Here is a 22,805-nt window from a genome sequence, read left to right on the forward strand (position 1 = left end):
CGTGTCCCTCCGTACAGTGGTCCTCGCCGCCCGTACAGCCCTCCCCGCCGCCCGCAAACTGCTCGGTCGGCGTGCTCGTCCGACGCTTCGCTTCGCCGTGATCCAACCATGAACCGCGCGTGGTGGCTCGCTCGCCGCCTGGCGTTCTCGCTGTTTGCGCTGTGGATCGTCGTGTCGGTGACGTTCGCCCTCGTTGCGTTCACCGGTGATCCCGGCGAGGCGTCCGTCGAGTTCAGCGTCGCGGCCGAACTCGCGGACAGCGGTGCCAGCGCAGAAGAGATCGAACGGGAGGCCGACCTGGCAGTGCAGGCGTACCGCGAGGCGAGGAACCTCGACCAGCCGGCCCACGAGCGATACGTAAACTGGCTTGCAAGCGTCGCGAGGCTGGATCTTGGAACCTCCTACAGCCATCCGACGCCGGTGACGACGCTGATCGGCGAACGGTTGACGATCACGCTCGGGTACGTGCTCCCGGGCATGGCGATCGCGCTCGTCGGCGGGGTCGCCGTCGGTACCTACTCCGCGATCGGAACGAACCCCGTTCTCTCGCGGGTGGCGACCGGATTCACCTACACCGTGTTCGGCGTCCCGAACTTCTGGATCGCCGCCGTGGCGATCATGGTCGGGATGTACCAGTTCGGGTGGCTGTTCCTGATCGGCTACGACCTCGAACAGCGCGTGCTATCGACGCACAATCTCAAGCGACTGGTGCTGCCGGCGGTCCTGCTCGGCACGGGATTGATCGCCGAGCAGGCCAGATACGTCCGCTCGGCCGTGCTGTCGCGGGAAGGGGAGCTGTTCGTCACGCAGGTTAAAGCAAAGGGGATGGGTCCGCTCCACGTGGTTCGACACCTCCTTCGGATCTCGCTGGTCCCGCTCGTCTCGCTGTTTTTCGCGAACCTTCTCGGCGTACTCGTCGTGAACGTCTTCGTGATCGAGTTCGTTTTCGAACTCCCCGGGTTCGGCACGCTCTGCTACGAGGCGATCATGAACCGCAACCTGCCGGTAATCATCGGGATGACGCTGTTCGTCGCGGGAGTCGGAATCGTCGGGAACTTCCTCCAGGACGTCGCGTACATGGTGTTCGATCCGCGGATCGAACTCGACGGGAGCTAGCGACGGTCGGCGTCGGTCTCCGCTTCGCTCGCGTCACGCGCATCGTTTTCGGGTTCAGAACGTCCAGCCGTGGGGTCGAGCGCGTCGCGGAAGAAATCGCCGAGCACGATGATCGACAGCACCGTCACCGCGAGGAACGCGATCGGGATCGTCGAGATCCACCACGTGTGGACGAACTGGTGTTGGTGACGCAGCCCCATCGTCGCCGTGTGGCCCCACGACGGGACGCCGATGTCGTTTAAAAGCATAAACGAGATCGCCGCCTCGATCAGCAGGATCCGGGGTATCGCCTGCGTCGCAGAGACCGCGAGGCTGTCGGACACGTTCGGAACCACGTGCCGCCGGAGCACCCGAAAGCGCCCGGCACCCTGGCCCAGCGCAGCTGCGACGTACGCCTCCGTTCGAATCTGGAGCACCTCGCTGCGGACGATCCGGGCGATGCCGCCCCAGCTCAACAGGCCGAACACGAGAACGAGCAGGAACAGGCTCCGACCGTAGACGTAGATCAACACGACGTACACGAGGAAGGCGGGGACGGTACCCTGGACGTCGACGTACCGCATCAACACGGCGTCGGTCCGTCCGCCCGTGTAGCCGGCGATCACGCCGACGGCGAGCGCCAGCGGGACGGCGATCATCCCCACGACGAACGCGACCCGCAGGCTCACGCCGGCACCGAGCACGACGAGTTCGATCAGCCCGTTTCCGTGGGCGTCGGTACCCAGCGGATACTGGACGCTCCCGTGGCACCGCCCGGCCGCCTCGGCGCCGAGACACTGTACCGGAACGTGCTCCGGGACCGAAAAGAAGACGGGCGGCTGGTATCCGTGATCGAGCCCTTCAGAGATCGTGTTCCCCAACAGGGTTCCGACGAGGCCGGCGACAAAAAACGCCAGCAGATACAGCGCGGCCGCGAGCCTGAGCGGCTCGGCCCGGAGGAGACGGACGTAGCGGGCGGCGCGTTGCCGGTCCCGAATCAGCGGAACCACGAGGAGCCAGCCGAACCCCGAAAGCGACAGGAGAAACAGCCAGTCTACCGGCGTCGGATTCCAGCCGAACGCCAGCGGTTCGTTCCCCTCGAGAACGGCGTAGTCGTAGGCAGTGCCGAGGGCGACGGCCAGCCCGGTGAGAACGAGCCCGACCAGCCGGAAGGTGTCACGTCGCTTCCCTGTGCGCCTGACACTGTAGTCGGGGACCGCCGGTGAGCTGTCCGCGGCGGACCCGTGGTGGACGCCGAAGCCGGGCACTGCGTCGGTGTCGGAACCGGAGGACGGACCGTACCCGTCGCCGGGGTCAGTGTCGGAGGGCATACCTCGTGGGAAGGCACTGCGCGGGGGCGGTGTGCTACTCCGAGTCAATCACCCACACACAAAGAACCTTTCGACGGTTCGACCGGCGCTGGGATCCCGTCAGCTCTCGTGTTCACGACGGGTCCGGCCCGGCTGGAACTACCCGCAACACCCACAGCGTCTCGAACGGGTACGACTCCTCCCGGACGGCTTCGGCGTCGAATCCCGCGTCGGCCGCGATCGATTCGACCGCTTCCCGATCGGTGAGGCTGCTCACGAGCAGGAGCACACACCCACCGGGTGCGAGCACGCGTCCGACCCGTTCGAGGAACGGTTCCACGAGACGGCGGCCGGTTTCCCCGCCCGAGAGTGCGGCCTCCATCCAGTCGTCCCACTCGTTGTCCGGGTCGGTGGGGAGGTACGGGGGATTGAACGCGACTACGTCGAAGCTGTCGTCCCGGAACGGGGAGACGAGATCTGCCCGTACCACCTCCAGCCCGCGGTCGTGCGCCTGCCTGCAGGCGTGGGGATTGACGTCGGCGGCGATCACCCGGGCCTCGCGGATCTCGCGGACCTGGGCTGCGACCCAGCCGGAGCCGGTTCCGACCTCGAGCACTGTGTCACTGGGTTCGACCGCCTCGACCGTGGCCGACGCCAGCAGCGCCGAGTCCTCCGCCGGCTGGTAGACGTCGGTTTCGAGCCCGCGGCGCTGTGCGAGGTCGTCGGGTCCGGCCACGTGTTACTCCCCGGGATCGGGCTCGAACCCGTGTTCGGCGGCGACCGCGGCCAGCTCCGCGAACTCCGCCGGGGACAGCTCTCCCGGCCGCTTCGAGAGGGTCGCCTCGTCGACCGCGCTGACGACCGCAGCTGGATCGTCCAGTCCGGAGATGTGGGCGGTGTTGCGGATCGCGTTCCGGACGGTTTTCCGACGCTGGGTGAAAAGCGCTTTCACGAACCGGAGAAAGAACGCCTCGTCGTCGACGGTGTAGGACGGGTCGCGAGGAACCGCGCGGACGATCGCGCTTTCGACCGCCGGTTGTGGGTCGAACGCCTCCGGCGGCACGACTTCGAGGAGTTCGACGTCGGCGTAATGCTGTGCGCTCACCGAGAGCCGCCCGTAGTCACTCGTGTTCGGTTCGGCGACCATCCGTTCGGCGAACTCCCGCTGGAACGTCAATACCAGCGGTCGTTTTGCCGGGAGCAGCCGGAACGCGAGTTCGCTCGAGACGCCGTACGGCAGGTTCGAGACGCAGGCGGTAAACGCCGGGAGCTCACACTCCAGGGCGTCCGCTTCGACGACGGCAAGTGTTCCGTCGGCGATCTCCGCGTCGAACTCCTCCCGGAGAAACGCGGCGAACGTCGGATCCCGTTCGATCACGGTCACTCGGCCCCCGGGCGGTGCGGCCGCGAGCAGACGGTCGGTCAACGCGCCGGCACCGCCGCCGATCTCGAGGACGTGGCTCCGGTCGGCCGACTCCGGGAGGTACGTCGGGATCCTGTCGAGCACGCGGTCGTCCACCAGGAAGTGCTGGTCTCGGTCCGGGCTCCCTCTGACTCCGGCACGTCGTACGAGGGCGTCCGGATCCCGTGACCCGCCCCCGGCTCCGCTCCCGCCGGTCATTCGCTCCCGCCGTCCTCCCGGCGGACGAACGTCTTGTATTTGAGATCCTCCTCGCGCAGCTCCTCGATGATCCGCTCGACGACGACTTCCTTCGGACTGTGGAGCCCGCTGACCCGCTCTGTGATCTCCTCGAAGCTCTCGAAGGGACCGCGTTTTCGCTCGTCGAGGATCGTGTTCCTGATCTTCTTTCCAACTCCCGGAAGGAGGTTCAGCTGGTGGAGCCGAAGGGTGATCGGCTGGGCGTCGTTGTAGAAATCGACGAACCGACGCTCGTCGCGGTCGATCATCTCCTCGACGGCGTACTCGAGTTCGGACGTCGCGCTGCTCGAGAGGTCGCCGTAGTCGATCTTTCGGATCCGCGAGATCCGCTCGTCCTGTTCGGGTTCGATCCGGATGCGATCGGTGATGTTCAGATCCGGATCCTCGGTAAGCGTAAACTCGAACAGCCGGAATCGGTCCTCGCCGATCGCCTGGGCCACCGGCGACTTCTCGAACTGTGGACGGGAGTCGTCCGGATGTCCGTGCGGGAAGTAGTCGAGCACGACCGCGTAGATCTCCTCCGCCTCGTCGGGCGAAGAGTCGAGAGAGTCTGAGTCCGTCTCTTCCATACCGTCCGATAGGACAACGGGATACTTAAAAAATCGCCCGAGAAGACCGACGACAGCCCACGTCCGCCAGTCCGGTCGACGCGATCACGCGTATTTTGCGATCAGGTTGAGAATCTCGTCGAGTTCGTCGCCGTCGAGGCTGTACCGTTCCTGGGCGAACACCGCGCGAAGTTCCGTCCGGTCCTCCGGAAGGAGGTCAACGATCTTGATCGCGGTCTTCTCGTCGACTTTCTCCAGTTGCTGGAGCTCCTCGACGAGTTCGCGGGCCTCTTCGGGGTCCAGGAACGCGTACCGGTTGACGTGTTCGAGCGCGCGCGCCAACTCGTATCGCATCTCCCGGTCCTCTTCCAGTGCGCGCTCGGACTCCACCTGCGAGAGGTACTCTTTCGCCTCCGCGACCGTGAGATACTCCTCGTCGAGCTTCTCCTTGAATATCGTCATACTACCCCTGCTGGGCGCGGAGGTGAGCCGGATGTGCGAGGACTGTTTTTTCCTTCCCGCCGTCGGTGATCGACACCTTGTAGGCGGATCCCTGTGTTCCGACCACTTCGCCGGTGTGGCCGCTGAACCGCGGGTGGAACCGTCCCTTCGGGACGCTCGGATCGATACGGAGGTGGACCATCTGGCCCTCCTCGTACTCCTGGATCGCCCGCTGAGGCGGTGATTGCCCCCGATCCCGGGGGTGGTTGGCGAGCTTTTTCCGCGTTCCCTTCATGGGCCCATTCGAACTCGGCATAATCGTACGACCCTTTACTTCGGGTTCGATTATAAATGGTGCGTTCCCGATCCGCGGACGTGTTGCCCTACCACGCGCCAGAACGACTATATTTCATCCCGCTGAACTGTAACCCATGTTTGGCATGTTCCGTCGGGAAGCGGACGTACGGATCACACACGACCGACAGCCGAGCCGGACGCTCCTGGGCGGGTTCTCGACGCTCGGTCTTGCGGGCTTGACGGCGGCAGACTATCTCGTCGATCACCTCGAACTCGAGGAGACCGGTCACGTGCGGGTCGAGGGGTTGCCGTCGATCACGCCGTTCGAGAACGGCCGTCCCAGACATCCGATTCGGCTGTTCTCCCGCCCGGATGTCGACGTGACTGTCCTGGTCAGCGAACTGTTCGTCCCGCCGTACCTCGGCGAGCCGTTCGCCACTGAAATACTCGACTGGACCGAATCGCACGGCACAGAGGAGATCGCGATCCTCAGTGGGATTCCGATCGCGCACGGTCCCGAGGATCACCGGACGTTCTTCATTGCGACCGACGACTACCGGAACCGTCGACTCGAAGGGAGTGACGTCCCCTCGATGGGGGCCGGGTTCCTCGATGGTGCCCACGCGGCGTTGATCGAGCAGGCGATCGACTCGCCGCTGGGCGTCGGCGTCTTCGTCACACCGGTCCATCCCCAGTCCGTCGACGTCGAAGCCGCACTCAGGCTCGTCGAGACCATCGAAGACATCTACGGTCTCGGTGTGGATTCGGAACCACTCAAACAGTTCGCGGAGGAGGTCAGACAGTACTACACCGAACTGGCCGACCGGATCGAGCGCCAGGAGGTCGAGATGCCCGACGATCGTATGTACATGTGACGGGCGGCCCTCTCCGATCGCTGTCGACGGGTTCGTGTGTACTGGATTTCGAAAACCGGTGTTACTCGAATACCAGTAAACTCTTTACGGACGGCTCCGAGGCTACGGACATGACGGACGACCTCCGGAGTACCCTCGAACGGTTCGGCGAGCGGTTCAACCTCGGCGAGTACGAGATCGAGGCCTACCTAACCGTTCTCGAGCGCGGGGAGCTTACAGCCAGCGAGATCGCCGACAGAACCGACATTCCACAGCCGCGCGTGTACGACACGGTTCGGAGTCTCTCCGACCGTGGTCTGGTCGAACTGCGCGAGTCCCGCCCGATGAAGATCGTTGCGGTGGACCCGGAGGACGCCTTCGGGGATCTGGAGGCATCGTTCGGCGAGCTCGTTGCCGAGCTGGAGGCCAGATACACGGCACCCGCACGGGAGACGGAAGCGGTCTCCCTTGTCAAATCGCGTTCGACGATCCTCCGGTATCTCGAAGAAGTGATCGCCGACGCCGATTACGAGCTCGCCCTGTCGCTCACCCCGGAGCTGTTGCGTCGGTTCCACGACGAGCTCGCGGAGAAAATCGACGACGGCGTGAGCGTGGAACTGCTCGTGACGCCGGCGTCGCGCGCGCCAGATCCGCGGGAGTACGACTACTTCGAGGTTGCGACGATCGCACGGGCGCGACGGGGGATCACGACGCCGATCCTCGCGGTCGCCGACGGGGAGCATTCGGTGTACGCCACTCAGGACGCGCTGCGGGACGATCGCGACCGGTACGGCGTCATCTTCAACCGATCCGCGCTCGGGTTCCTCGTGTCTGGCTTTTTCGGAACCGTGCTGTGGACGACTGCAGAGACCCTCGCGGCGGACGGCAAGGAGCGACCGTTCCCGCGACATTACGCTTCGATCAGGCGTGCCGTAAAAGACATGCGCGAACTCGGCGGGGAGTTCTACGCGGCCATCGAGGGCCGGGACGTCGAAACGGGCGACAACGTCCACGTCGAGGGTGAGGTCGTCGACGTCGCCTTCGAGGAAAGCGAGGAGGTGGCGTCGTTCGTCGTCGAAACCGAGGCTGGTGATCGCGTCCGGATCGGCGGCCTCGTGGCCGCTCTCGAGGAGGTCGAAGCCCAGGAGATCCTCCTCGACAGGGATACGGTGCCGTCGCTGGGCTGATACTGATTATTCTCGGTCGTTACCGGACGATCGGCCATCGGATGGACCGATCGACCGGTAAATCACTACAATAACCATTATGGTTTCCTCCGTTCTCGCGGTGCCCCTGTTACGGGTCCGGTTCGTCGAACTCGAACAGGACGACCTCGCAGGATTCACACGCGAGCACCTCGCGCTCCGGGCGTCGAGCGCCCCCGGGACCGCCACAGCAGCGCCTGACCGTCGTTTCCGCCACGGTTCCCCCGCAGTCGGGACACTGTTTCAAGAACAGACGTAGCGGTCGTGCCGCCGCCGTCCGTACTTCGGGGTCGATTCCCCGGTCCGCCAGCGCTTCGACGGCTGCAGTCTCCGCGATGGCGACCGGCCGCGACAGCCAGACGTCCCGCCCCCCGGCAAGCAGGATCCGATCGCCGTGACGTTCGGCGGAGACGTCACCGCGTGCAGCCGCCGCGGCGCGGTCGAGGAACTCGCGTTCGTCGGCGTCGGCCAGTTCCGACATCCGTTCGGTCCAGTCTTCCTCGAACGACTCCGAGAGCGAGAGGTCCTCGTCGCCTTCGAGAATGCAGACCTCCAGGAGCTCGCCGAGAACCGCTTCCGGGTCCGGGCCGACGTCGTCTGCAGTCAACGAGTCAGACACTGGGCCGTCCCCGGGGCCGTGGTTTGGCCCGACGTCGATCGGCAGATGGTCCACCAGTTTCGGCGCGAACTTTGGGGTGTACGGAACTACGTAGCCGCGGAGGTACACGAGTAACAGTCCGCCCAGAAGCACTGGAAGTGCTGCCGGCAGCCACAGGAGTGCCGCGAGAACCGAAGCGGCCCCGACGACGACCGTGTTCACCGCGGTGCAGGGCCAACAGCGACTGTCTCCGGTGTACTCAGGCCTGCGAACCCGTTCGAGTACCGACATGGTTGCAGGACGGTTACCGCCGGGCGTACAAAAGACTCCACGGTGCAGTCCCGAAATCGAGTGGACGCCCTCCCTGATCACCGAACAATATCTCTGAAACAGAACAACAACAGGTGTAGTAACATGTCCCAAATCTATATACGCCTGGTGTCCATACCGACGAAACTGTAATGGTCGATACTGACCCCCAACGCGATTCGAAACGGAGTGGCGTCTCCCGGCGGCGGTTCGTGCAAGCGGCTGGAGCATCGGGCGTGATGGTCGGCGTCGCGGGCTGTCTCGGCGACGACGACGATGGCCCGATCGAAATTACGATGGACGGTGAGTGGGTGGAGATCGAGGACGAGGTGATCCAGTCACTGTACGACGCCGGTCTGGACGAAGGGATCGAGGTCGAAATCCTGCCGGGTGACTTCGAGACGGGCGAACGGCGCGCCGACTTCACGTCGGCGCTGGACGCAGGTCGTGGGAGCCCGGACATCTTCATGATGGACTCCGGGTGGACGATCCCGTTTATTGTTCGCGAACAGATAGTCAATCTGGAGGAGGAACTGTCGGCGGACGTCCTGAATACGGTCCAGAACGACTACCTCGATGCAGCAGTCGACACGGCGAGCCACCCGGAGACGGGTGACCTCTACGGGGTGCCGCTGTTCCCGGATTACCCGATGATGCACTACCGGAAGGATCTCGTCGAGGAAGCGGGATACGATCCGGAGGGAGAAAACTGGGCGACAGAGCCCATGTCCTGGCAGGAGTTCGCCGAGATGGCGGCCGACGTCTGGGAGTATCACGGCGGCGAAGACGAGTTCGATTACGCGTTCACGACGCAGGGTGACAACTACGAGGGGACCTCCTGCTGTACGTTCAACGAACTGATGACGTCGATGGGTGGGGCGTACTTCGGGGACCACGAGAACCTGTTCGGCCCTGTCGGCGAACGTCCGATCACCGTGAACGAGGAGCCGGTCCACGACGCGCTCCGGATGATGCGGTCGTTCATGTACGGTCCCGACGCCGACAACGCACATCCGGACTTCCCGAAGATCTCGACGTCGGACCTCGTCGAGTTCACCGAAGAGCCGTCGCGGGAACCGTTCACGGGCGGCAACGCGATCTTCCACCGGAACTGGCCGTACGTCATCCCGATCAACGCCGAGGACGCTGCCTTCGACTTCGAGGACCACGCGGCGATGCCGCTTCCATACGGCGTCGAGGCGGGGCAGGGGAACTACGCCGGGACGGGCGGTACGGCCCACGCGCTGGGTGGCTGGCATCTCACGGTCAACCCGAACACGTCACAGCTCGAGGAGGCGATCCAGGTCGTGGAGGCGTTCGTCAGCGAGGACGTCATGCTGAGCAACTTCGAGCTCGGCGGGTACATCCCGCCGAGCCCCGACGTCATCGAACAGGCGGATCCCGACGCTGTGGGCCCGATGGGGCGGTTCCTCGACACGCTGGCCGTCGTCGGCGAAAACACCGTTCCGCGACCCGTGACGGCAGTCTGGCCCGAGCAGTCGCCACTCATCTCCTCGGAGATCCACGACGCGTACCTCGGCGACAAGACGCCGGAGGAAGCGATGGCCGAACTCGAGGATCAACTCGAGACGACCGAGGAAGCCTAACGAGGGCCGAGCCGGATGTCTCCCGATTCACAGACCGAACGCGGATCCGGCCGTCTCCTCTCCCGTCCGCTCGACTGGCTCGAAACCCGCAGCGAAGAGGTGTACGCCTACATTCTGTTGCTTCCGTCGTTTCTCCTTTTGGGCGTGATCGCGTTCTATCCGCTCGTGGAGACGTTCCGGTTCTCGCTGCTGGCAGACGAGGTCGCTGCTGCGGATCCGTTCGGCGAATTCGTCGGCCTCGACAACTACGTCGCGCTGCTGTCGGGCGAGGCCCGGATTCCGCGACAGTTCATCGACATCGTGTTCACCGGTCAGTTCCCGTTCGTCGAACTCGGCACGCCGTTTCTCCGGCAGGCGATCATGGTGACGCTCGCGTTCGCGATCATCAGCGTGCTGTTCGAGACGCTGATCGGCTTCGGTCAGGCGCTCGTGATCGACCAGGACTTCTACGGCCGCCGGTGGGTGCGCGTCGCCATCATCATCCCGTGGGCGATCCCGATCGTCATCCAGGCGATGATCTTCTTTTTGATCTTCAATCCGACGATCGGCTTCGGCACCGACTTCATGCAGTGGCTCGGCGTTTTCGGGGACAATCCGCTCGCCAGTAGCCGCGACTCGTTTATCATCGTGCTCGTGGCGGACATCTGGAAGACGGCGGCGTTCATGGCGCTTCTCATCCTCGCAGGGCTTCAAAGCATCGACCGGGGTCTCTACGACGTCGCAAAGGTATCGGGCGCCTCCCCGTGGCAGCGGTTCAAGTTCATTACGTTGCCGCTGGTGATGCCGGCACTTCTGGTCGCGATGCTGTTCCGGACGATGGACGCGATGCGCATCTACGGACTGATCGACGCGACGGCCGGCTGTCAGACGGTACCGTCGTTGACCTGTCTGGTCATCATTTCACTGCAGGAGACCCGTCGGTGGGCGACCGCCTCCGCGGTCGCGTTCCTGACGGCGGTGGTCATCGGGCTGCTGGTGATCGTCTACCTGTGGGGACTTCGTGACACCGACGGAGGGATATCATGAGCGACGACGAACATCCAGACCTCGCTGCACAGCAACGTCCCGAAGAGCCGGAGCTCGACCGGGGAGTCGTCGAGGCGTGGGCGGCACGGATGATCTCGAATCCGGATCGCGCCTACCGTGCAGCCTTCTACACCGCGACGATCGTCTTCCTGGTCACCACGCTTTTCCCCTTCTATTGGCTGTTCGTGCTGGCGGTCACACCGCGCGCACAGCTGGGCGACACCGGGGTTTTGACGCCCGGCGGAACACCGCGGGCGGACATCGAACTTCCCTTGATCGACGCGACCCTGGCGGTTCCGGTCGGACTCCCGGCCGACTTCAACGTCCTGGCGTTCGTCGAAATATTCCAGCGGCTTCCGTTCCACCGGTACGTCTTCAACAGCTTCCTGATCGCCGTTCTGGCGACCGTGATCGTGCTGTTCGTCGGGAGTCTGGCCGGCTACGTGTTCGGCCGGCTCCGGTTCCGGGGGAAGAACCCGCTTTTGTTGCTGGTGCTCGTCACCTCGTTCTTTCCGCCGGCGGCGTTCTTCGTCCCGCTCAACCGGCTGTTCAACCGGAACATCGACGTTCTCCGGCCAGTCATGGCAGACGGATCGCTGTACAACACGCCATACGCGATTTTTGTCCCGCTGTCGGCGATTTTCCTCCCGTTGTCGATCTTCATCCTGATGACGTTCTACTCGCAGATCCCCGACGGGCTCGAGGACGCCGCACGCGTCGAGGGGACGACCCGGCTGGGTGCGCTCTTTCGGGTCATCGTCCCGCTTTCGGCCCCGGGAGTCGCAACCGCCGGCGTGTTGACGTTCATCGCCGTCTACAACGAGTACTTCTTCTCCTCGTTGATGACGGACGGTCGCCACGAGAACTGGGCGCCGATGCTCGAGGGGATCCTCCGGTTCCAGGGCGAGTTCGAGGTGCTGTTCAACCTCATGGCCGCCGCGAGTATCGTCGCCGTGTTACCGGTGGCGATACTGGTGATCGTCGCACAGGAAAAGATCGTCAGCGGACTGACCGCGGGGGCGGTCAAGGAGTAACCTATGGGATCAGTCAAACTCGAGAACATCACGAAACGGTACGAGGACGTAACGGCGGTCGAAGACATGAACCTGGAGGTCGAACACGGCGAGTTTCTCACGCTGGTCGGCCCCTCCGGCTGCGGGAAGTCGACGACGATGGAAACGATCGCCGGGCTCACGCTCCCCACTGAAGGCAGCGTTTACATCGGCGACCGCGAGGTCACCGACCTCCCGCCGAAGGACCGGGGGATCTCGATGGTCTTCCAGAACATCGCGCTGTTTCCCCACATGGACGTGTACGACAACATCTCGTTTGGCCTCCGGCTCCGGAAGTACGACCAGGAGGAGGTCGACCGGCGCGTCGAGGAGGCGGCCGACATCGTTCAGCTGGAGGGGATGATGGACCGGATGCCCCAGGAAATGTCCGGTGGCCAGCGCCAGCGCGTGGCGATCGCCCGCGCCATCGTGCGCGAACCCGACGTGTTCTTGATGGACGAGCCGCTCGCGAACCTCGACGCCGAACTTCGGGTCCACATGCGCACCCAGCTCCAGCGGCTCCACCGCAAGCTGGATACGACGATCATCTACGTCACGCACGACCAGGCGCAGGCGATGACGATGTCCGATCGCATCGCGGTCATCAACGCCGGCAAACTCCAGCAGGTCGCCCCGCCGCTCGAGTGTTACAACGAGCCGAAGAACCTCTTCGTCGCCGGCTTCATCGGCTCGCCGTCGATGAACTTCATCGAAGGCGAGATCGGCACCGACGGGTTCGGTTCAGAATACGTTTCGGTTCCGATGGATCCCGACACACAGGGCGTCCAATCGGGCCAGAACGTGACGCTCGGGGTTCGCCCCGAGGACGTCTATCTCGCCCGGGGTCGAGAGAAGGCGACGGCGCCGACGGACACGATGCACGCCGTGGTCGACGTTCTCGAACCGATGGGCGACGAGCTGTTCGTGTATCTGCTGTTCGACCGCGAGGTCGAAGCGAGCGCGGAGGGGCGCGGGAAGGGACAGCTGCTCGTTAGCCTCCCTCCAGACACCGACATCACGGAGGGCGAGGACGTCGAGATCGTTGCCGACCGGAGCAAAATCCACGTCTTCGACACCGGAAGCGGCGAGGCGATCACCCACGGACTGACGTAGTCCGACGGCCGACGTTCAGACGAATCGTTCTGCGACTGTCCCGAGGAGAGGGAGTTTGAACCGTTCACCCCGGCCGGCTTTCACCATCAAAAGCAGCCAGAGGACGAACGCGGCGAGCCCCAGCGCCGAGGACACGAGCGTGACGGCAGCGGACACCCCTGCCTCGAGCGCCGACACGGTTCCCAGGAGTGCGCCGAGCAGTTCGAACAGGAGGACGAGTGCGAATACGCTCCCGAACGCAACGACGCTCTGTGCGGCGTGAAACCGGACGTACTCGTCGTCGGTCACTAGATAGAAGACGAGCCCGGTGAGGAACGTGACCGAGTAGGCGAGCGCACCCGCCAGGTTCCGGTCCAGTCCGAGCACTGTCGACCTGGCCGGATCGGGATGGTCGCTCATGAAACGGCTCGTTCGGGACGTTCCTCTCCGAACAAATAATTACTCCGTTCGGTTTCCCGTGTTCTCACATCCGCCCGCCCGAACGTGATATTTAACAACCGACGTAGTTAATCGACGTTCATGAGCCTCGAAGACGTTCGCGTCGGCGTCGTGGGTCTGGGCGGCATCGGTACACATCACGCCGAACGCCTCCGGGAATCTGACGCACAGCTGGTCGGCGGCATGGACATCGACGCGGACGCACGCACCGAATTCGCACAGCGGTTCGACGTCCCGACGGACGGCGACGTCGACGAACTCCTCGAACGCGTCGACGCCGTCCTCGTCACCACGCCCAACAGGTTCCACGAGGAGTACGCGGTCCGGGCTCTCGAGATGGGGACGGATGTCCTGCTAGAGAAGCCACTTGCACATACCCTCGAAAGCGCAGAACGGATCGCCGACGCTGCCGCCGAGGCGGACGGTTTCTGTATGGTCGGGTTTCACAATCGGTTTGCGGGCTCGACGGAGGTGTTCAAACACTACCAGCGTGAAGGACGGTTCGGCGACCTCACGCACGTCGAGGCGAACTTCCTGCGGCGGCGCGGCATCCCCGGACGTGGGTCGTGGTTCACCGATCTGGACGTCGCCGGCGGCGGCGCACTCGTCGACGTCGGCGTCCACGCGCTCGATCTCGCCTTGCACCTGCTGGATGACCCGACAGTCGTGGAGGTGTCCGGCCAGACACGTGCGGAATTCGGTACCAGCGACGAGTACGCGTTCGTCGAGATGTGGGGCGAGGACTGCGGCCCGGGCGGGTTCGACGTCGAAGACTCGGCGACGGCGTTTCTCCGGACTGCAGACGGGGCGACGATCTCGCTGGAGGTCGCCTGGGCGGCGAATCGTCCCGACACCAGAGAGATGTTCGTCCGCGGCATCGACGCCGGCGCGTCGTTCGACCTCGGGAGCGACGAGCTGACGATGTACGAGGCCGATCCCGGCGGCGGCAACCACTTGGCGGACACGGAAATTACGACCCAGTCGCGGGACGCGTACGCGGCAGAACAACGGGCGTTTCTCGAGGCGGTCGCGGCCGGGGAGCCGCCGGCCCGAAACACCGTCGAAGAGGGGCTCCAGGTACAGCGAATCGTCGACGCGATCTATCGGTCGGCCGAAGCGGGACGGAGCGTCCGACTCGACTGAAAAGCGGCGTGCCCGGTGCGACACTGCGTTCAGGTGCCCACTGGAGCGAGCCGGACTGAAGATTTATTCGTCACGTAGTACACCATTATGACATGGAAATCGGCGTACTCACCGTTCCGCTCGGGAACAGATCGAGAGACGAGGCGTTCGCGGCGCTTGCGGAGCTCGGCGTCGACGCCGTCGAACTGGGCGTCGGCGGCTGGCCCGGGGAGGATCACGTGGATCGAAAGGCGACCCTCGAGGACGAAGCGGCTCAATCCAGGCTCCAGGACCAACTGGCGGAGCACGACCTGCGGATCTCCGCGCTCGCGACGCACAACAATCCGTTGCACCCCGACGAGGACCGCGCGCGGGCGGCCGACACCGAACTGCGCGAAGCGATCCGGCTCGCCGACCACCTCGGAGTGGGAACCGTCACCTGCTTTTCGGGACTGCCCGCGGGCGGACCGAACGACGAGGTGCCAAACTGGGTGACTGCGCCGTGGCCGACCGAGCACACGGAGGCGCACGACTACCAGTGGAACGAGGTCGCGATCCCGTACTGGCAGGACCTGGCAGCGTTCGCCGACGAACACGGGGTCGATCTCGCGATCGAGATGCACCCGAACATGCTGGTGTATGAACCCCGTGGGATGCTCCGACTCCGCGAGGAGACGAACGAACGGGTGGGTGCGAACTTCGACCCCTCGCATCTCTACTGGCAGGGGATCGACGTCACCGAGGCGATCCGCCTGCTGGGGGAGGCGGACGCGATCCACCACGTCCACGCCAAGGACACCCGGGTGTACGAGGCGAACGCCCGGGAGAAGGGCGTCCTCGACACTGCCGACTACACCGACGAAGTGAACCGGTCGTGGCTGTTCCGATCGATCGGCTACGGCCACGGGGAGGAACACTGGAAGGACGTCGTCTCCACGCTCCGGATGGTCGGCTACGAGGGCGCACTGTCGATCGAACACGAGGACTCGCTGACGTCCTCGATGGAGGGACTCGAAAAGGCCGTCGACGTCCTCGAACGCGCGGTCTTCGACACCACGCCCGGGGAGGCCTACTGGGCGGAGTGAGGTGATTCACGTGACTGACACACTTACCGTCGGAATGCTGGGGTACCGGTTCATGGGCAAGGCCCACTCGAATGCGCTCGCACGCCTGCCGATGTTCTTCCCGGACGCGCCGGACGTGCGCCGGGACGTACTGATCGGACGCGACGAGGAAACGCTCGCCGATGCAGCAGACCGGTTCGGGTTCGATCGGACCGCGACCGACTGGCGTGCGGTCGTGGACGAGGTGGACGTCCTCTACAATCTGGGGCCGAACCACCTCCACCCGGAGCCGTCGATCGCAGCGCTCGAGGCCGATACCCACGTGCTGTGTGAGAAACCGCTCGCGCCCACGCTCGCGGCGGCAGAACGGATGCGAAACGCTGCCGAAGACAGCGAGGCTGTCGCCGGCGCCGCCTTCAACTACCGGTTCCTGCCGGCGATCCAGTACGCGAAGGGGCTCATCGAGGACGGCGAACTCGGGGAGATCCACCACGTCAGGGGGAGCTACCTGCAGGACTGGCTGGTCGATCCGGAGGCGCCGTGGGTGTGGCGGCTGGACGAGGAGCTCGCGGGTTCGGGCGTGCTCGGCGATCTGGGGGCACACACGATCGATCTGGCGAGGTTCCTGGTGGGTGAGGTCACCGGCGAAATCGAACGGATCTCGGGCCACCTACAGACGTTCGTCGACGAGCGCCCGATGCCCGGCGAGGACGGAACGCGGCCGGTGACGGTCGACGACGCCTACTCCGCACAGGCGGCGTTCGAGAACGGGGCGGTCGGGACATTCGAGGCCTCACGGTTCGCCACCGGACACAAAAACGACCACTCGATCGCGATCCACGGTTCGGCGGGGAGCCTCCGGTTCTCCCTGGAGCGGCTGAACGAACTCGAGGTGATGCGCGAGGGGAACCGCGGCTACGAGACGATCCTCGTCACCGACGAGACGGATCCGTACGTCGACCGGTGGTGGCCCCCGGGACACGTGATCGGCTGGGAACACACGTTCGTCCACGAAAACTACGAGTTCCTCTCGTCGGTCGCCGACGGCGAGGCGTTCTCGCCGTCGTTTTCGGAGGCATATCGGGTCCAGCAGGTGCTTGCGGCGATCCAGGAAAGCGACGACCGCGGTGAATGGGTCGCAATCGAGGATGTGGAGTGATCGTCCCGCTTCCGTGCCCGTCGAGTCTCAGGGACACCGCTCGTCGATGATTCGCTCGACGATGGCAGTACTAGAGAGGATCTCTCCATCGTAGTCGGGTTCGCGCCGGGTGGCACGCTCCACCCGACAGTCGAACCCCCGGTCGCGCAGGGCTTTTCGGATGGAGTTGGCGTCGTGGTGCTGGTCGTAGCCCAGCACGATGACGTCGGGGTCGATCCGTTCGATCGGGACGAAGATGTCCTCGGGGTGGCCGAGATGTGCCTCGTCGACGACCGAGAGGGCGGCGACGACGTCGCGACGCTGCCGGTCCGGGAGCACAGGGGGATCCTTGTGGGTGACGTTCTCTCGACGGGCGACGATGACGTGCAGTTCGTCGCCGTACGTCGCGGCGTCCTCGAGGTAGTGGACGTGACCGGGATGCAGGAGGTCGAAGGTTCCCTGCGCGACGACCCGGTCGACGGAACCGTTCTCGCCGCTCATTTGTACTCCTCGTTTCGGAGCTCGGCGTCGATCTCCTCCTGGGTGAAATCGAAGAACTGCTCTTCGGGGAGTTTGACGTCGAGCACGTCGAGCTTCGTCCGTTCGCCCTCGTTGTCGAACGCCCGCCAGTCGCTCCAGCCGTACGGGGCGCCGACGATGATGTGGACCTGGCCCTGGCCGAACGTCATGAGGTCCTCGTCGCTCGGGCGGAGCACGCCGTTCGGATGCGAGTGGACCGAGCCGACGCTCCGGATGTCGTTCGGCTTCATGTTGGTCTTCACGGTCGCGCTCATCGGGTTCGAAACCGTGCCCGGAATGACGAGCACGTCGGTGATCACCTGCCCGTCACGGTCGAGGTCGAACTTGCGGGCGTCCTCCGCGCGGAGGAAACCCATGTACTCGTTGGGATGTGTCTCCTCGGAGGCCTCGAGGATGAACTCCATCGTCTCCCGGGCGATCCCGAGGAGCTCGCGCGACCGGAACAGGCGCATGTACGGCCTTCGGAGTCGTTGCCTCCTAAGGATTCCGGACGCGTTCCGTCCCGCGCCGGCGCGTCCGGCCGGAGGGACGGATAATAACGCTTACCTCTGTCACCGCCATATCGCGGGACATGACAGACGAAATCGCCGGGGATTCCGGCGAGCGGGACGATTCGAGTTCCGCACCGACTGTGTTCGATCTCTCTCCGGACTGCACGCTCGAGGACGTATCGGAGGGTTCCTACTACCACGCCGTCGTCAACGGCGTCGTCGACTACGGTGTATTCGTCGACGTCTCCGACGTCGTTTCGGGCCTGATCCACGAGTCGAACCTCGAGGAACGCTACGCCGTCGGCGACCGGTTGATCGTCGAACTCGAGGAGGTACGCGAGAACGGCGACGTCGCCTTCGACGTCGTCCATCCGGACGACTATCGTACCGAAGCCGTCGAGCACGAGCCGGAGATCACCGACGTCGGGACGCTCTCGCCCGGCGCCGAGGTGACGATCGAAGGACTCGTCGTCCAGATCAAACAGACCGACGGGCCGACGATCTTCCACGTCAACGACGGCACAGGGATCGTTCCCTGTGCGGCCTTCGAGGAGGCGGGCGTGCGGGCGTCCCCCGAGATCTCACTCGAGGATCCGGTTCGGATCGCCGGCTCCGTCGAGAACCACCAGGGAAGCCGGCAGGTCGAGGTCGATGACCTGTCCGGGCTGGCCGACGAACGCGCTCGAACGGTGGCGGAAACCGTCGAGGAGCGGATCGACGAACGCGCCGAACCGATCGACGTCGAGCCGCTGGTCGAGTGGGGGGCGTTCGAGCCGATCCGCGAGGACCTCCGGGAGCTCGCGCGCCTGCTCCGACGGACGGTTCTCGAAGGACGGCCGATCCGGGTCCGTCACCACGCGGACGGCGACGGGATGTGCGCGGCGATCCCGGTGCAGTACGCACTCGAGGAGCTGATCCGGACGGTCCACGGCGACCCCGACGCGCCGAGACATCTGTTCAAGCGGCTGCCGAGCAAGGCGCCGTTCTACGAGATGGAGGACGTCACCCGCGATCTCAACTTCGCACTCGAGGGGCGCGCCCGCCACGGACAGAAGCTGCCCCTGCTTTTGATGCTCGACAACGGCTCCACCGAGGAGGACGTCCCTGCCTACGAAAACCTGGCTCACTACGACATCCCCATAGCGGTCGTCGACCACCACCACCCGGACCCGGACGCGGTCGAGCCGCTGCTCGACGCCCACGTGAACCCGTATCTCCACGGGGAGGATTACCGGATCACGACCGGAATGATGTGTGTCGAACTCGCGCGGATGCTCGCGGCTGACCTCGGTGACGAGCTGGAACACGTCCCCGCGATTGCCGGGATTTCCGACCGGTCGCAAGCGGAGGTCATGGACGAGTACATCGCCCTCGCCGGGGAGGCCGGATACGACCGGGATGATCTCGTCGACATCAGCGAGGCGCTGGATTACGCCGCCCACCTGCTGCGGTACAGTGACGGCGAAACGCTCGTCAACGACGCGCTCAACGTCGGCTGCGACGACGACGAACGGCACCGCGAGCTCGTGGCGTTCCTCGCGAGCCGATCCCGGCGGGACGTCGACAAACAGCTCGCGGCGCTGGAACCACACGTGGAACACGAGCGGCTCGCCTCCGGCGCGCACCTCTATCGCGTCGACCTCGACAACTTCGCCCACCGGTTCACCTATCCTGCGCCGGGGAAGACGACAGGCAACCTCCACGATCGGAAGGTGACCGAAACCGGCGAGCCGGTAATCACGATCGGCTACGGCCCGGACTTCGCGGTGCTCCGGTCGGACGGCGTCCGGCTCGACATCCCCCAGATGGTGACCGAACTGAACGAGGAGCTCCCTGGAAGCGGCGTCTCCGGCGGCGGTCACCTCGTCGTCGGCTCGATCAAGTTCGTGAAGGGTCGGCGATCGGAAGTGATCGACGCCCTGGTCGAGAAGATGGCTGACGCGGAACTCGACGAGGCGCTCTCGTCGGCGGCGACCCCGGAGTAAGCGGAGTCGGCTCCGACAGGGCGACTGCTTTTCGATCAGGCGAAGCGAACTCGGCGCCTGGCGACCTCACCCCCCACGAGTGTAACGGCCGCAAATCCGCCCAGCAACCCGACCGGCGTCCGGAAGCTCCCGCCGTGCCAGTCGGCGGCGAGGACTCGCCAGTAAAACTCCGCGATCGCCGGGTTCTCCACCGCGAGCAGGAGCTCACGGTTCCGCGATCCGGCGTGCTCGTTCCAGTTGAGCGAGCCGACCACGGCGGTGTCGTCGATCACGGCCCCTTTGGCGTGGACCCTGTCGAACCGCCCCCGGGGCTCGACGATCCGGGCGTCGAGTTCCCCCTCGCCGACGTCGAGCCCGCGCAGCTCCTCGACGAGCGCCTCGTTTTCCTCCCGGTCGTACCACGCACCTGAAAGCTGCAGCCTGACTGTTACACCCCGCTCGGCCGCGCCGATCGCCGCCTCCAGAAGCCTGTAGCCGGTACCGCCCGTCCGTGGAACCACGACCGCCACCCGTTCGTCGGCGCCGTCGATCATGGCCTCCAGTTCGGACTCGGCGTTGTCGGGCGCGAGCATGAGCCTGACGGTCGCCTCGTCGAACTCCGCAGTCGGAAACCGCTCCGGGTAGCTCTCGTTTGCACTGGTGCCCTCGCGAACGGTCGCGCCGGCCCGGTACTCCGTCCAGGGGACGGCGTCACGCCAGCCGGAGTCGTGTTCGAACACCTCCGCCACGGAGGCGGCGACGTTCCTATCGTCCACCCGGACCCCCCACCCTCGGTTCGACGCGCCGCCAGTCCCGGAGGGTTTCCAGTTCTCCGTGAGCGCCACCACCGTGTCGTCGGCGACGGCGTACTTCGCGTGGTGGTACGTGTATCGCGTGTACTCACCGTCGAGCACCCGGACGTCGATCCCCTGTCGGTCCAGGAACCGGAGCACTGCGGCCTGCGTCTCCGTGGCGCCGCCGACAGGGCTCCCCTCGAGGAGCACTCGCACGGTCACCCCACGCTCGGCTGCTGCGGCCAGCGCGTCCGCCAGCCGCCAGGATTCCAGCGTGTAGGCGGCGAGGTACACTCTGTCGTCGGCCTCGCGGATCGGCGCCACGGGCTCGCCCGGGGCGTCGGGCAGGACGAACGCACGGCCCGAAACGTTCTCGAAATTCTCCGGCTTCCGGGGACGGAACCCGTCCGCACGCCAGCCGCCGTCGGCGTCCGGCTCCCGAACCAGCTCGCCGTCCTCGCGGAGCCACCGGGCGCCGACCGGTGCGCGTCCGTACGAGATTTCGTCTTTCGTGGTGCCGTTTTCTGAGAGGCGCAGCGTCTCGCCGTCGTCGGCCAGCCTGAGCCGCCCCTCGAGACCGTACACGGGTACTTCGGCGAACTCGGCCGCGATCTCCGGCTCCGTCGAGACGGCGAACCGTCCCGTCCGGTCGGGTATCTCGACGGTCGTCGTTCCGTCGGTCAGCGTCCAGTTCCCGTCGGTCGGCACCTCGAGGACCACGTACTCCCCAGGGTCGCCGTCCGCGTGCGGGTTGGGGTACGCTTCGAGGATCCGAGCGTCCGCTTTAGTGGCGTCGGAACTACGATTTTCGACCGTCCCAGTTCCGTTCGACGTGCCGGACGCCGCAGGAACTGTGCCCAGGAGTGCGACGACGAGGAGCCCGACTGCGAGAAGCGCGACGACCGTCCCCGGACGGAGTCCGTCTGACGGAAGCGAAGCGCCGTTCCGATACGCCATAACGGTGCTGGCTCGGTATCGCAGATAAGTGGCGGGAGGCAGTCGACACAAGCGCTTATTTTCCAGCACCCGTGTACCGACTGTGGAGTTCGAATCGGCACGGAAACGGATGGTCGAGGCGATCGATCCCGAACTCGAGACGACGGCTGACGCTCTCCGTGTGGTCCCCCGCCACGCATTCGTCACCGAGCGGTGGCGTCATCTCGCGTACGCGGATCGGCCGCTACCCATCGGCGGCGGCGCGACGATCAGCGCGCCGGGGATTGTCGCGGAGATGTGCGATCACCTCGCGCTCGCTTCGGGGGATCGGACGCTGGAGGTCGGCACCGGATGCGGCTACCACGCCGCGGTGACTGCCGAGATCGTCGGCGCCGAAAACGTCTACACGGTCGAGATCGACGCCGAACTCGCCGACGCGGCGCGCGAACGGCTCACGGAGCTGGGATACGGCGCTGTGTCGATCCGCGTCGGGGACGGCCGCGAGGGCTGGCCCGAACACGCACCCTACGACAAAGCGTATCTGACCTGTGCCGACCGGACGTTCCCCGACGCGGTCGTCGAGCAGGTCCGCACGGAGGGGCTCCTGCTCGCACCGATCGGCCTGGCCGATCAGCGGCTCGTGCTGGCAACGAAGCTTCAGGACGGCTCGCTCGATCGTCTCGACTGTGGGCCGGTTCAGTTCGTCACCATGCAGGGGCCGGACGTTTGATTACCTCAGCCGCCGAACTGTCGGTATGGTGATCCTGGTTCCGATCGACGACTCCGATCCGTCTCGGGAGGCGCTGGAACTCGCGTATACGGATCATCCGGACGCGGCGTTTCTGGTGTTGCACGTGCTGGACCCCCAGCGGAGCGTCCTCGCCGGTGGGCTCGGCAACATCGACGCGGCGATCGAGGGCCACCAGGAGGACGCGGAGGCGCTGCTTGCGGACGCACAGCGGCTGGGAGAAGAACGCGGTTTCGACGTCGAGACCGAACTCGCATTCGGGCGTCCGGCCCGGGTGATCGTCGAGTACGCGGGTCTCGAGGAGGTCGAACAGGTCGTCATCGGCAGTCACGGCCGGACCGGAGCCGCGCGGGTGCTGCTGGGAAGTGTCGCAGAAACGGTGGTTCGTCGGTCGCCAGTCCCGGTGACGGTCGCGAGGTGAGCCGACGATCGTCGGTTATCGTTGTCGACGAGCG

The 22,805-nt window shown here is 65.3% G+C and carries 24 protein-coding genes; 13 read left to right on the top strand and 11 right to left on the bottom strand.

Going from position 1 to position 22,805, the window contains the following annotated elements; all coding sequences use genetic code 11:
* Window positions 1-108: 108 nt before the first annotated feature.
* A complete protein-coding gene (locus AArcCO_RS05345) occupies window positions 109-1,116 on the top strand; it encodes an ABC transporter permease (protein ID WP_259535401.1) in 1,008 nt (335 codons plus the stop codon).
* On the opposite strand, the gene AArcCO_RS05350 is transcribed toward AArcCO_RS05345, so the two are convergent.
* From AArcCO_RS05350 to AArcCO_RS05375, 6 genes are all read right to left on the bottom strand, one after another.
* Window positions 1,113-2,426, bottom strand: coding sequence for an ABC transporter permease (locus tag AArcCO_RS05350; protein WP_259535403.1), 1,314 nt, complete (start codon window positions 2,424-2,426; stop codon window positions 1,113-1,115). The genes AArcCO_RS05345 and AArcCO_RS05350 overlap by 4 nt on opposite strands.
* Window positions 2,427-2,538: 112 nt before the next feature.
* Window positions 2,539-3,141, bottom strand: coding sequence for a HemK2/MTQ2 family protein methyltransferase (locus AArcCO_RS05355; protein WP_259535405.1), 603 nt, complete (start codon window positions 3,139-3,141; stop codon window positions 2,539-2,541).
* A gap of 3 nt (window positions 3,142-3,144) precedes the next feature.
* Complete coding sequence (locus tag AArcCO_RS05360) at window positions 3,145-4,026, bottom strand: 16S ribosomal RNA methyltransferase A (RefSeq protein ID WP_259535407.1); 882 nt, start codon at window positions 4,024-4,026, stop codon at window positions 3,145-3,147.
* Window positions 4,023-4,634 (bottom strand): DUF655 domain-containing protein, encoded by a 612-nt coding sequence (locus tag AArcCO_RS05365; RefSeq protein ID WP_259535409.1) that lies wholly within the window; start codon window positions 4,632-4,634, stop codon window positions 4,023-4,025. Before AArcCO_RS05365 ends, AArcCO_RS05360 begins: the two co-directional genes overlap by 4 nt.
* 84 nt (window positions 4,635-4,718) lie before the next feature.
* Window positions 4,719-5,075, bottom strand: coding sequence for an RNA polymerase Rpb4 family protein (locus AArcCO_RS05370; RefSeq protein WP_259535411.1), 357 nt, complete (start codon window positions 5,073-5,075; stop codon window positions 4,719-4,721).
* A gap of 1 nt (window position 5,076) precedes the next feature.
* Complete coding sequence (locus AArcCO_RS05375) at window positions 5,077-5,370, bottom strand: 50S ribosomal protein L21e (protein WP_259535413.1); 294 nt, start codon at window positions 5,368-5,370, stop codon at window positions 5,077-5,079.
* A 115-nt stretch (window positions 5,371-5,485) separates the two neighbouring features.
* Here AArcCO_RS05375 and AArcCO_RS05380 point away from each other — a divergent pair, with 115 nt between their 5' ends.
* Window positions 5,486-6,226 carry a proteasome assembly chaperone family protein gene (locus AArcCO_RS05380; RefSeq protein WP_259535415.1) on the top strand — a complete coding sequence of 247 codons (741 nt, stop codon included), beginning with the start codon at window positions 5,486-5,488 and terminating at the stop codon, window positions 6,224-6,226.
* Between the two features lie 110 nt (window positions 6,227-6,336).
* Complete coding sequence (locus tag AArcCO_RS05385; RefSeq protein ID WP_259535417.1) at window positions 6,337-7,392, top strand: HTH-type sugar sensing transcriptional regulator TrmB; 1,056 nt, start codon at window positions 6,337-6,339, stop codon at window positions 7,390-7,392.
* A 109-nt stretch (window positions 7,393-7,501) separates the two neighbouring features.
* Here AArcCO_RS05385 and AArcCO_RS05390 read toward each other — a convergent pair whose 3' ends face one another.
* Complete coding sequence (locus AArcCO_RS05390; protein ID WP_259535419.1) at window positions 7,502-8,299, bottom strand: DUF8054 domain-containing protein; 798 nt, start codon at window positions 8,297-8,299, stop codon at window positions 7,502-7,504.
* A gap of 170 nt (window positions 8,300-8,469) precedes the next feature.
* Here AArcCO_RS05390 and AArcCO_RS05395 point away from each other — a divergent pair, with 170 nt between their 5' ends.
* The 4 genes from AArcCO_RS05395 to AArcCO_RS05410 are packed head-to-tail and all read left to right on the top strand — an operon-like array spanning window position 8,470 to window position 13,115.
* The gene (locus tag AArcCO_RS05395; RefSeq protein ID WP_259535421.1) at window positions 8,470-9,924 is read left to right on the top strand and encodes a substrate-binding domain-containing protein; all 1,455 of its coding nucleotides are present in this window, start codon (window positions 8,470-8,472) and stop codon (window positions 9,922-9,924) included.
* A gap of 15 nt (window positions 9,925-9,939) precedes the next feature.
* The gene (locus AArcCO_RS05400; RefSeq protein WP_259535423.1) at window positions 9,940-10,950 is read left to right on the top strand and encodes a carbohydrate ABC transporter permease; all 1,011 of its coding nucleotides are present in this window, start codon (window positions 9,940-9,942) and stop codon (window positions 10,948-10,950) included.
* Window positions 10,947-11,984, top strand: a complete 1,038-nt coding sequence (locus AArcCO_RS05405) for a carbohydrate ABC transporter permease (RefSeq protein WP_259535425.1) — start codon at window positions 10,947-10,949, stop codon at window positions 11,982-11,984. Before AArcCO_RS05400 ends, AArcCO_RS05405 begins: the two co-directional genes overlap by 4 nt.
* 3 nt (window positions 11,985-11,987) lie before the next feature.
* Window positions 11,988-13,115, top strand: coding sequence for an ABC transporter ATP-binding protein (locus AArcCO_RS05410; protein WP_259535427.1), 1,128 nt, complete (start codon window positions 11,988-11,990; stop codon window positions 13,113-13,115).
* A 15-nt stretch (window positions 13,116-13,130) separates the two neighbouring features.
* On the opposite strand, the gene AArcCO_RS05415 is transcribed toward AArcCO_RS05410, so the two are convergent.
* Window positions 13,131-13,514: a DUF4870 domain-containing protein gene (locus AArcCO_RS05415; protein ID WP_259535429.1), complete on the bottom strand. Its 384-nt coding sequence runs from the start codon at window positions 13,512-13,514 to the stop codon at window positions 13,131-13,133.
* A 120-nt stretch (window positions 13,515-13,634) separates the two neighbouring features.
* On the opposite strand from AArcCO_RS05415, the gene AArcCO_RS05420 reads away from it, so the two are divergent.
* The 3 genes from AArcCO_RS05420 to AArcCO_RS05430 all read left to right on the top strand — a co-directional run bounded on the left by AArcCO_RS05420 (window position 13,635) and on the right by AArcCO_RS05430 (window position 16,898).
* Entirely contained in the window at window positions 13,635-14,696 is a 1,062-nt protein-coding gene (locus tag AArcCO_RS05420; protein WP_259535431.1) for a Gfo/Idh/MocA family protein, read from the top strand.
* A 92-nt stretch (window positions 14,697-14,788) separates the two neighbouring features.
* On the top strand, window positions 14,789-15,760 hold the full coding sequence (locus AArcCO_RS05425) for a sugar phosphate isomerase/epimerase family protein (RefSeq protein ID WP_259535433.1): 972 nt from the start codon (window positions 14,789-14,791) through the stop codon (window positions 15,758-15,760).
* A 10-nt stretch (window positions 15,761-15,770) separates the two neighbouring features.
* Entirely contained in the window at window positions 15,771-16,898 is a 1,128-nt protein-coding gene (locus AArcCO_RS05430) for a Gfo/Idh/MocA family protein (RefSeq protein WP_259535435.1), read from the top strand.
* 27 nt (window positions 16,899-16,925) lie between these two features.
* Here AArcCO_RS05430 and AArcCO_RS05435 read toward each other — a convergent pair whose 3' ends face one another.
* Together AArcCO_RS05435 and AArcCO_RS05440 are read right to left on the bottom strand one after the other, a co-directional pair.
* Complete coding sequence (locus AArcCO_RS05435) at window positions 16,926-17,378, bottom strand: FAD synthase family protein (protein ID WP_259535437.1); 453 nt, start codon at window positions 17,376-17,378, stop codon at window positions 16,926-16,928.
* Window positions 17,375-17,869, bottom strand: a complete 495-nt coding sequence (locus AArcCO_RS05440) for a JAB/MPN domain protein-containing protein (protein WP_259535439.1) — start codon at window positions 17,867-17,869, stop codon at window positions 17,375-17,377. Before AArcCO_RS05440 ends, AArcCO_RS05435 begins: the two co-directional genes overlap by 4 nt.
* Window positions 17,870-17,988: 119 nt before the next feature.
* Between AArcCO_RS05440 and AArcCO_RS05445 the strand changes: the two genes are divergently transcribed.
* A complete protein-coding gene (locus tag AArcCO_RS05445; protein WP_259535441.1) occupies window positions 17,989-19,893 on the top strand; it encodes a Hef-associated nuclease in 1,905 nt (634 codons plus the stop codon).
* Window positions 19,894-19,928: 35 nt separating this feature from the next.
* Here the strand turns inward: AArcCO_RS05445 and AArcCO_RS05450 are convergent, their stop codons facing one another.
* A complete protein-coding gene (locus AArcCO_RS05450; protein WP_259535443.1) occupies window positions 19,929-21,623 on the bottom strand; it encodes a phospholipase D-like domain-containing protein in 1,695 nt (564 codons plus the stop codon).
* A 109-nt stretch (window positions 21,624-21,732) separates the two neighbouring features.
* On the opposite strand from AArcCO_RS05450, the gene pcm reads away from it, so the two are divergent.
* Together pcm and AArcCO_RS05460 are read left to right on the top strand one after the other, a co-directional pair.
* A complete protein-coding gene (pcm, locus tag AArcCO_RS05455; protein ID WP_345780899.1) occupies window positions 21,733-22,332 on the top strand; it encodes a protein-L-isoaspartate O-methyltransferase in 600 nt (199 codons plus the stop codon).
* 25 nt (window positions 22,333-22,357) lie between these two features.
* Complete coding sequence (locus tag AArcCO_RS05460; protein ID WP_259535447.1) at window positions 22,358-22,771, top strand: universal stress protein; 414 nt, start codon at window positions 22,358-22,360, stop codon at window positions 22,769-22,771.
* Window positions 22,772-22,805: the final 34 nt, after the last annotated feature.

The sequence above is a fragment of the Halalkaliarchaeum sp. AArc-CO genome, assembly GCF_024972735.1.
In the GTDB taxonomy this organism is placed as follows: domain Archaea; phylum Halobacteriota; class Halobacteria; order Halobacteriales; family Haloferacaceae; genus Halalkaliarchaeum.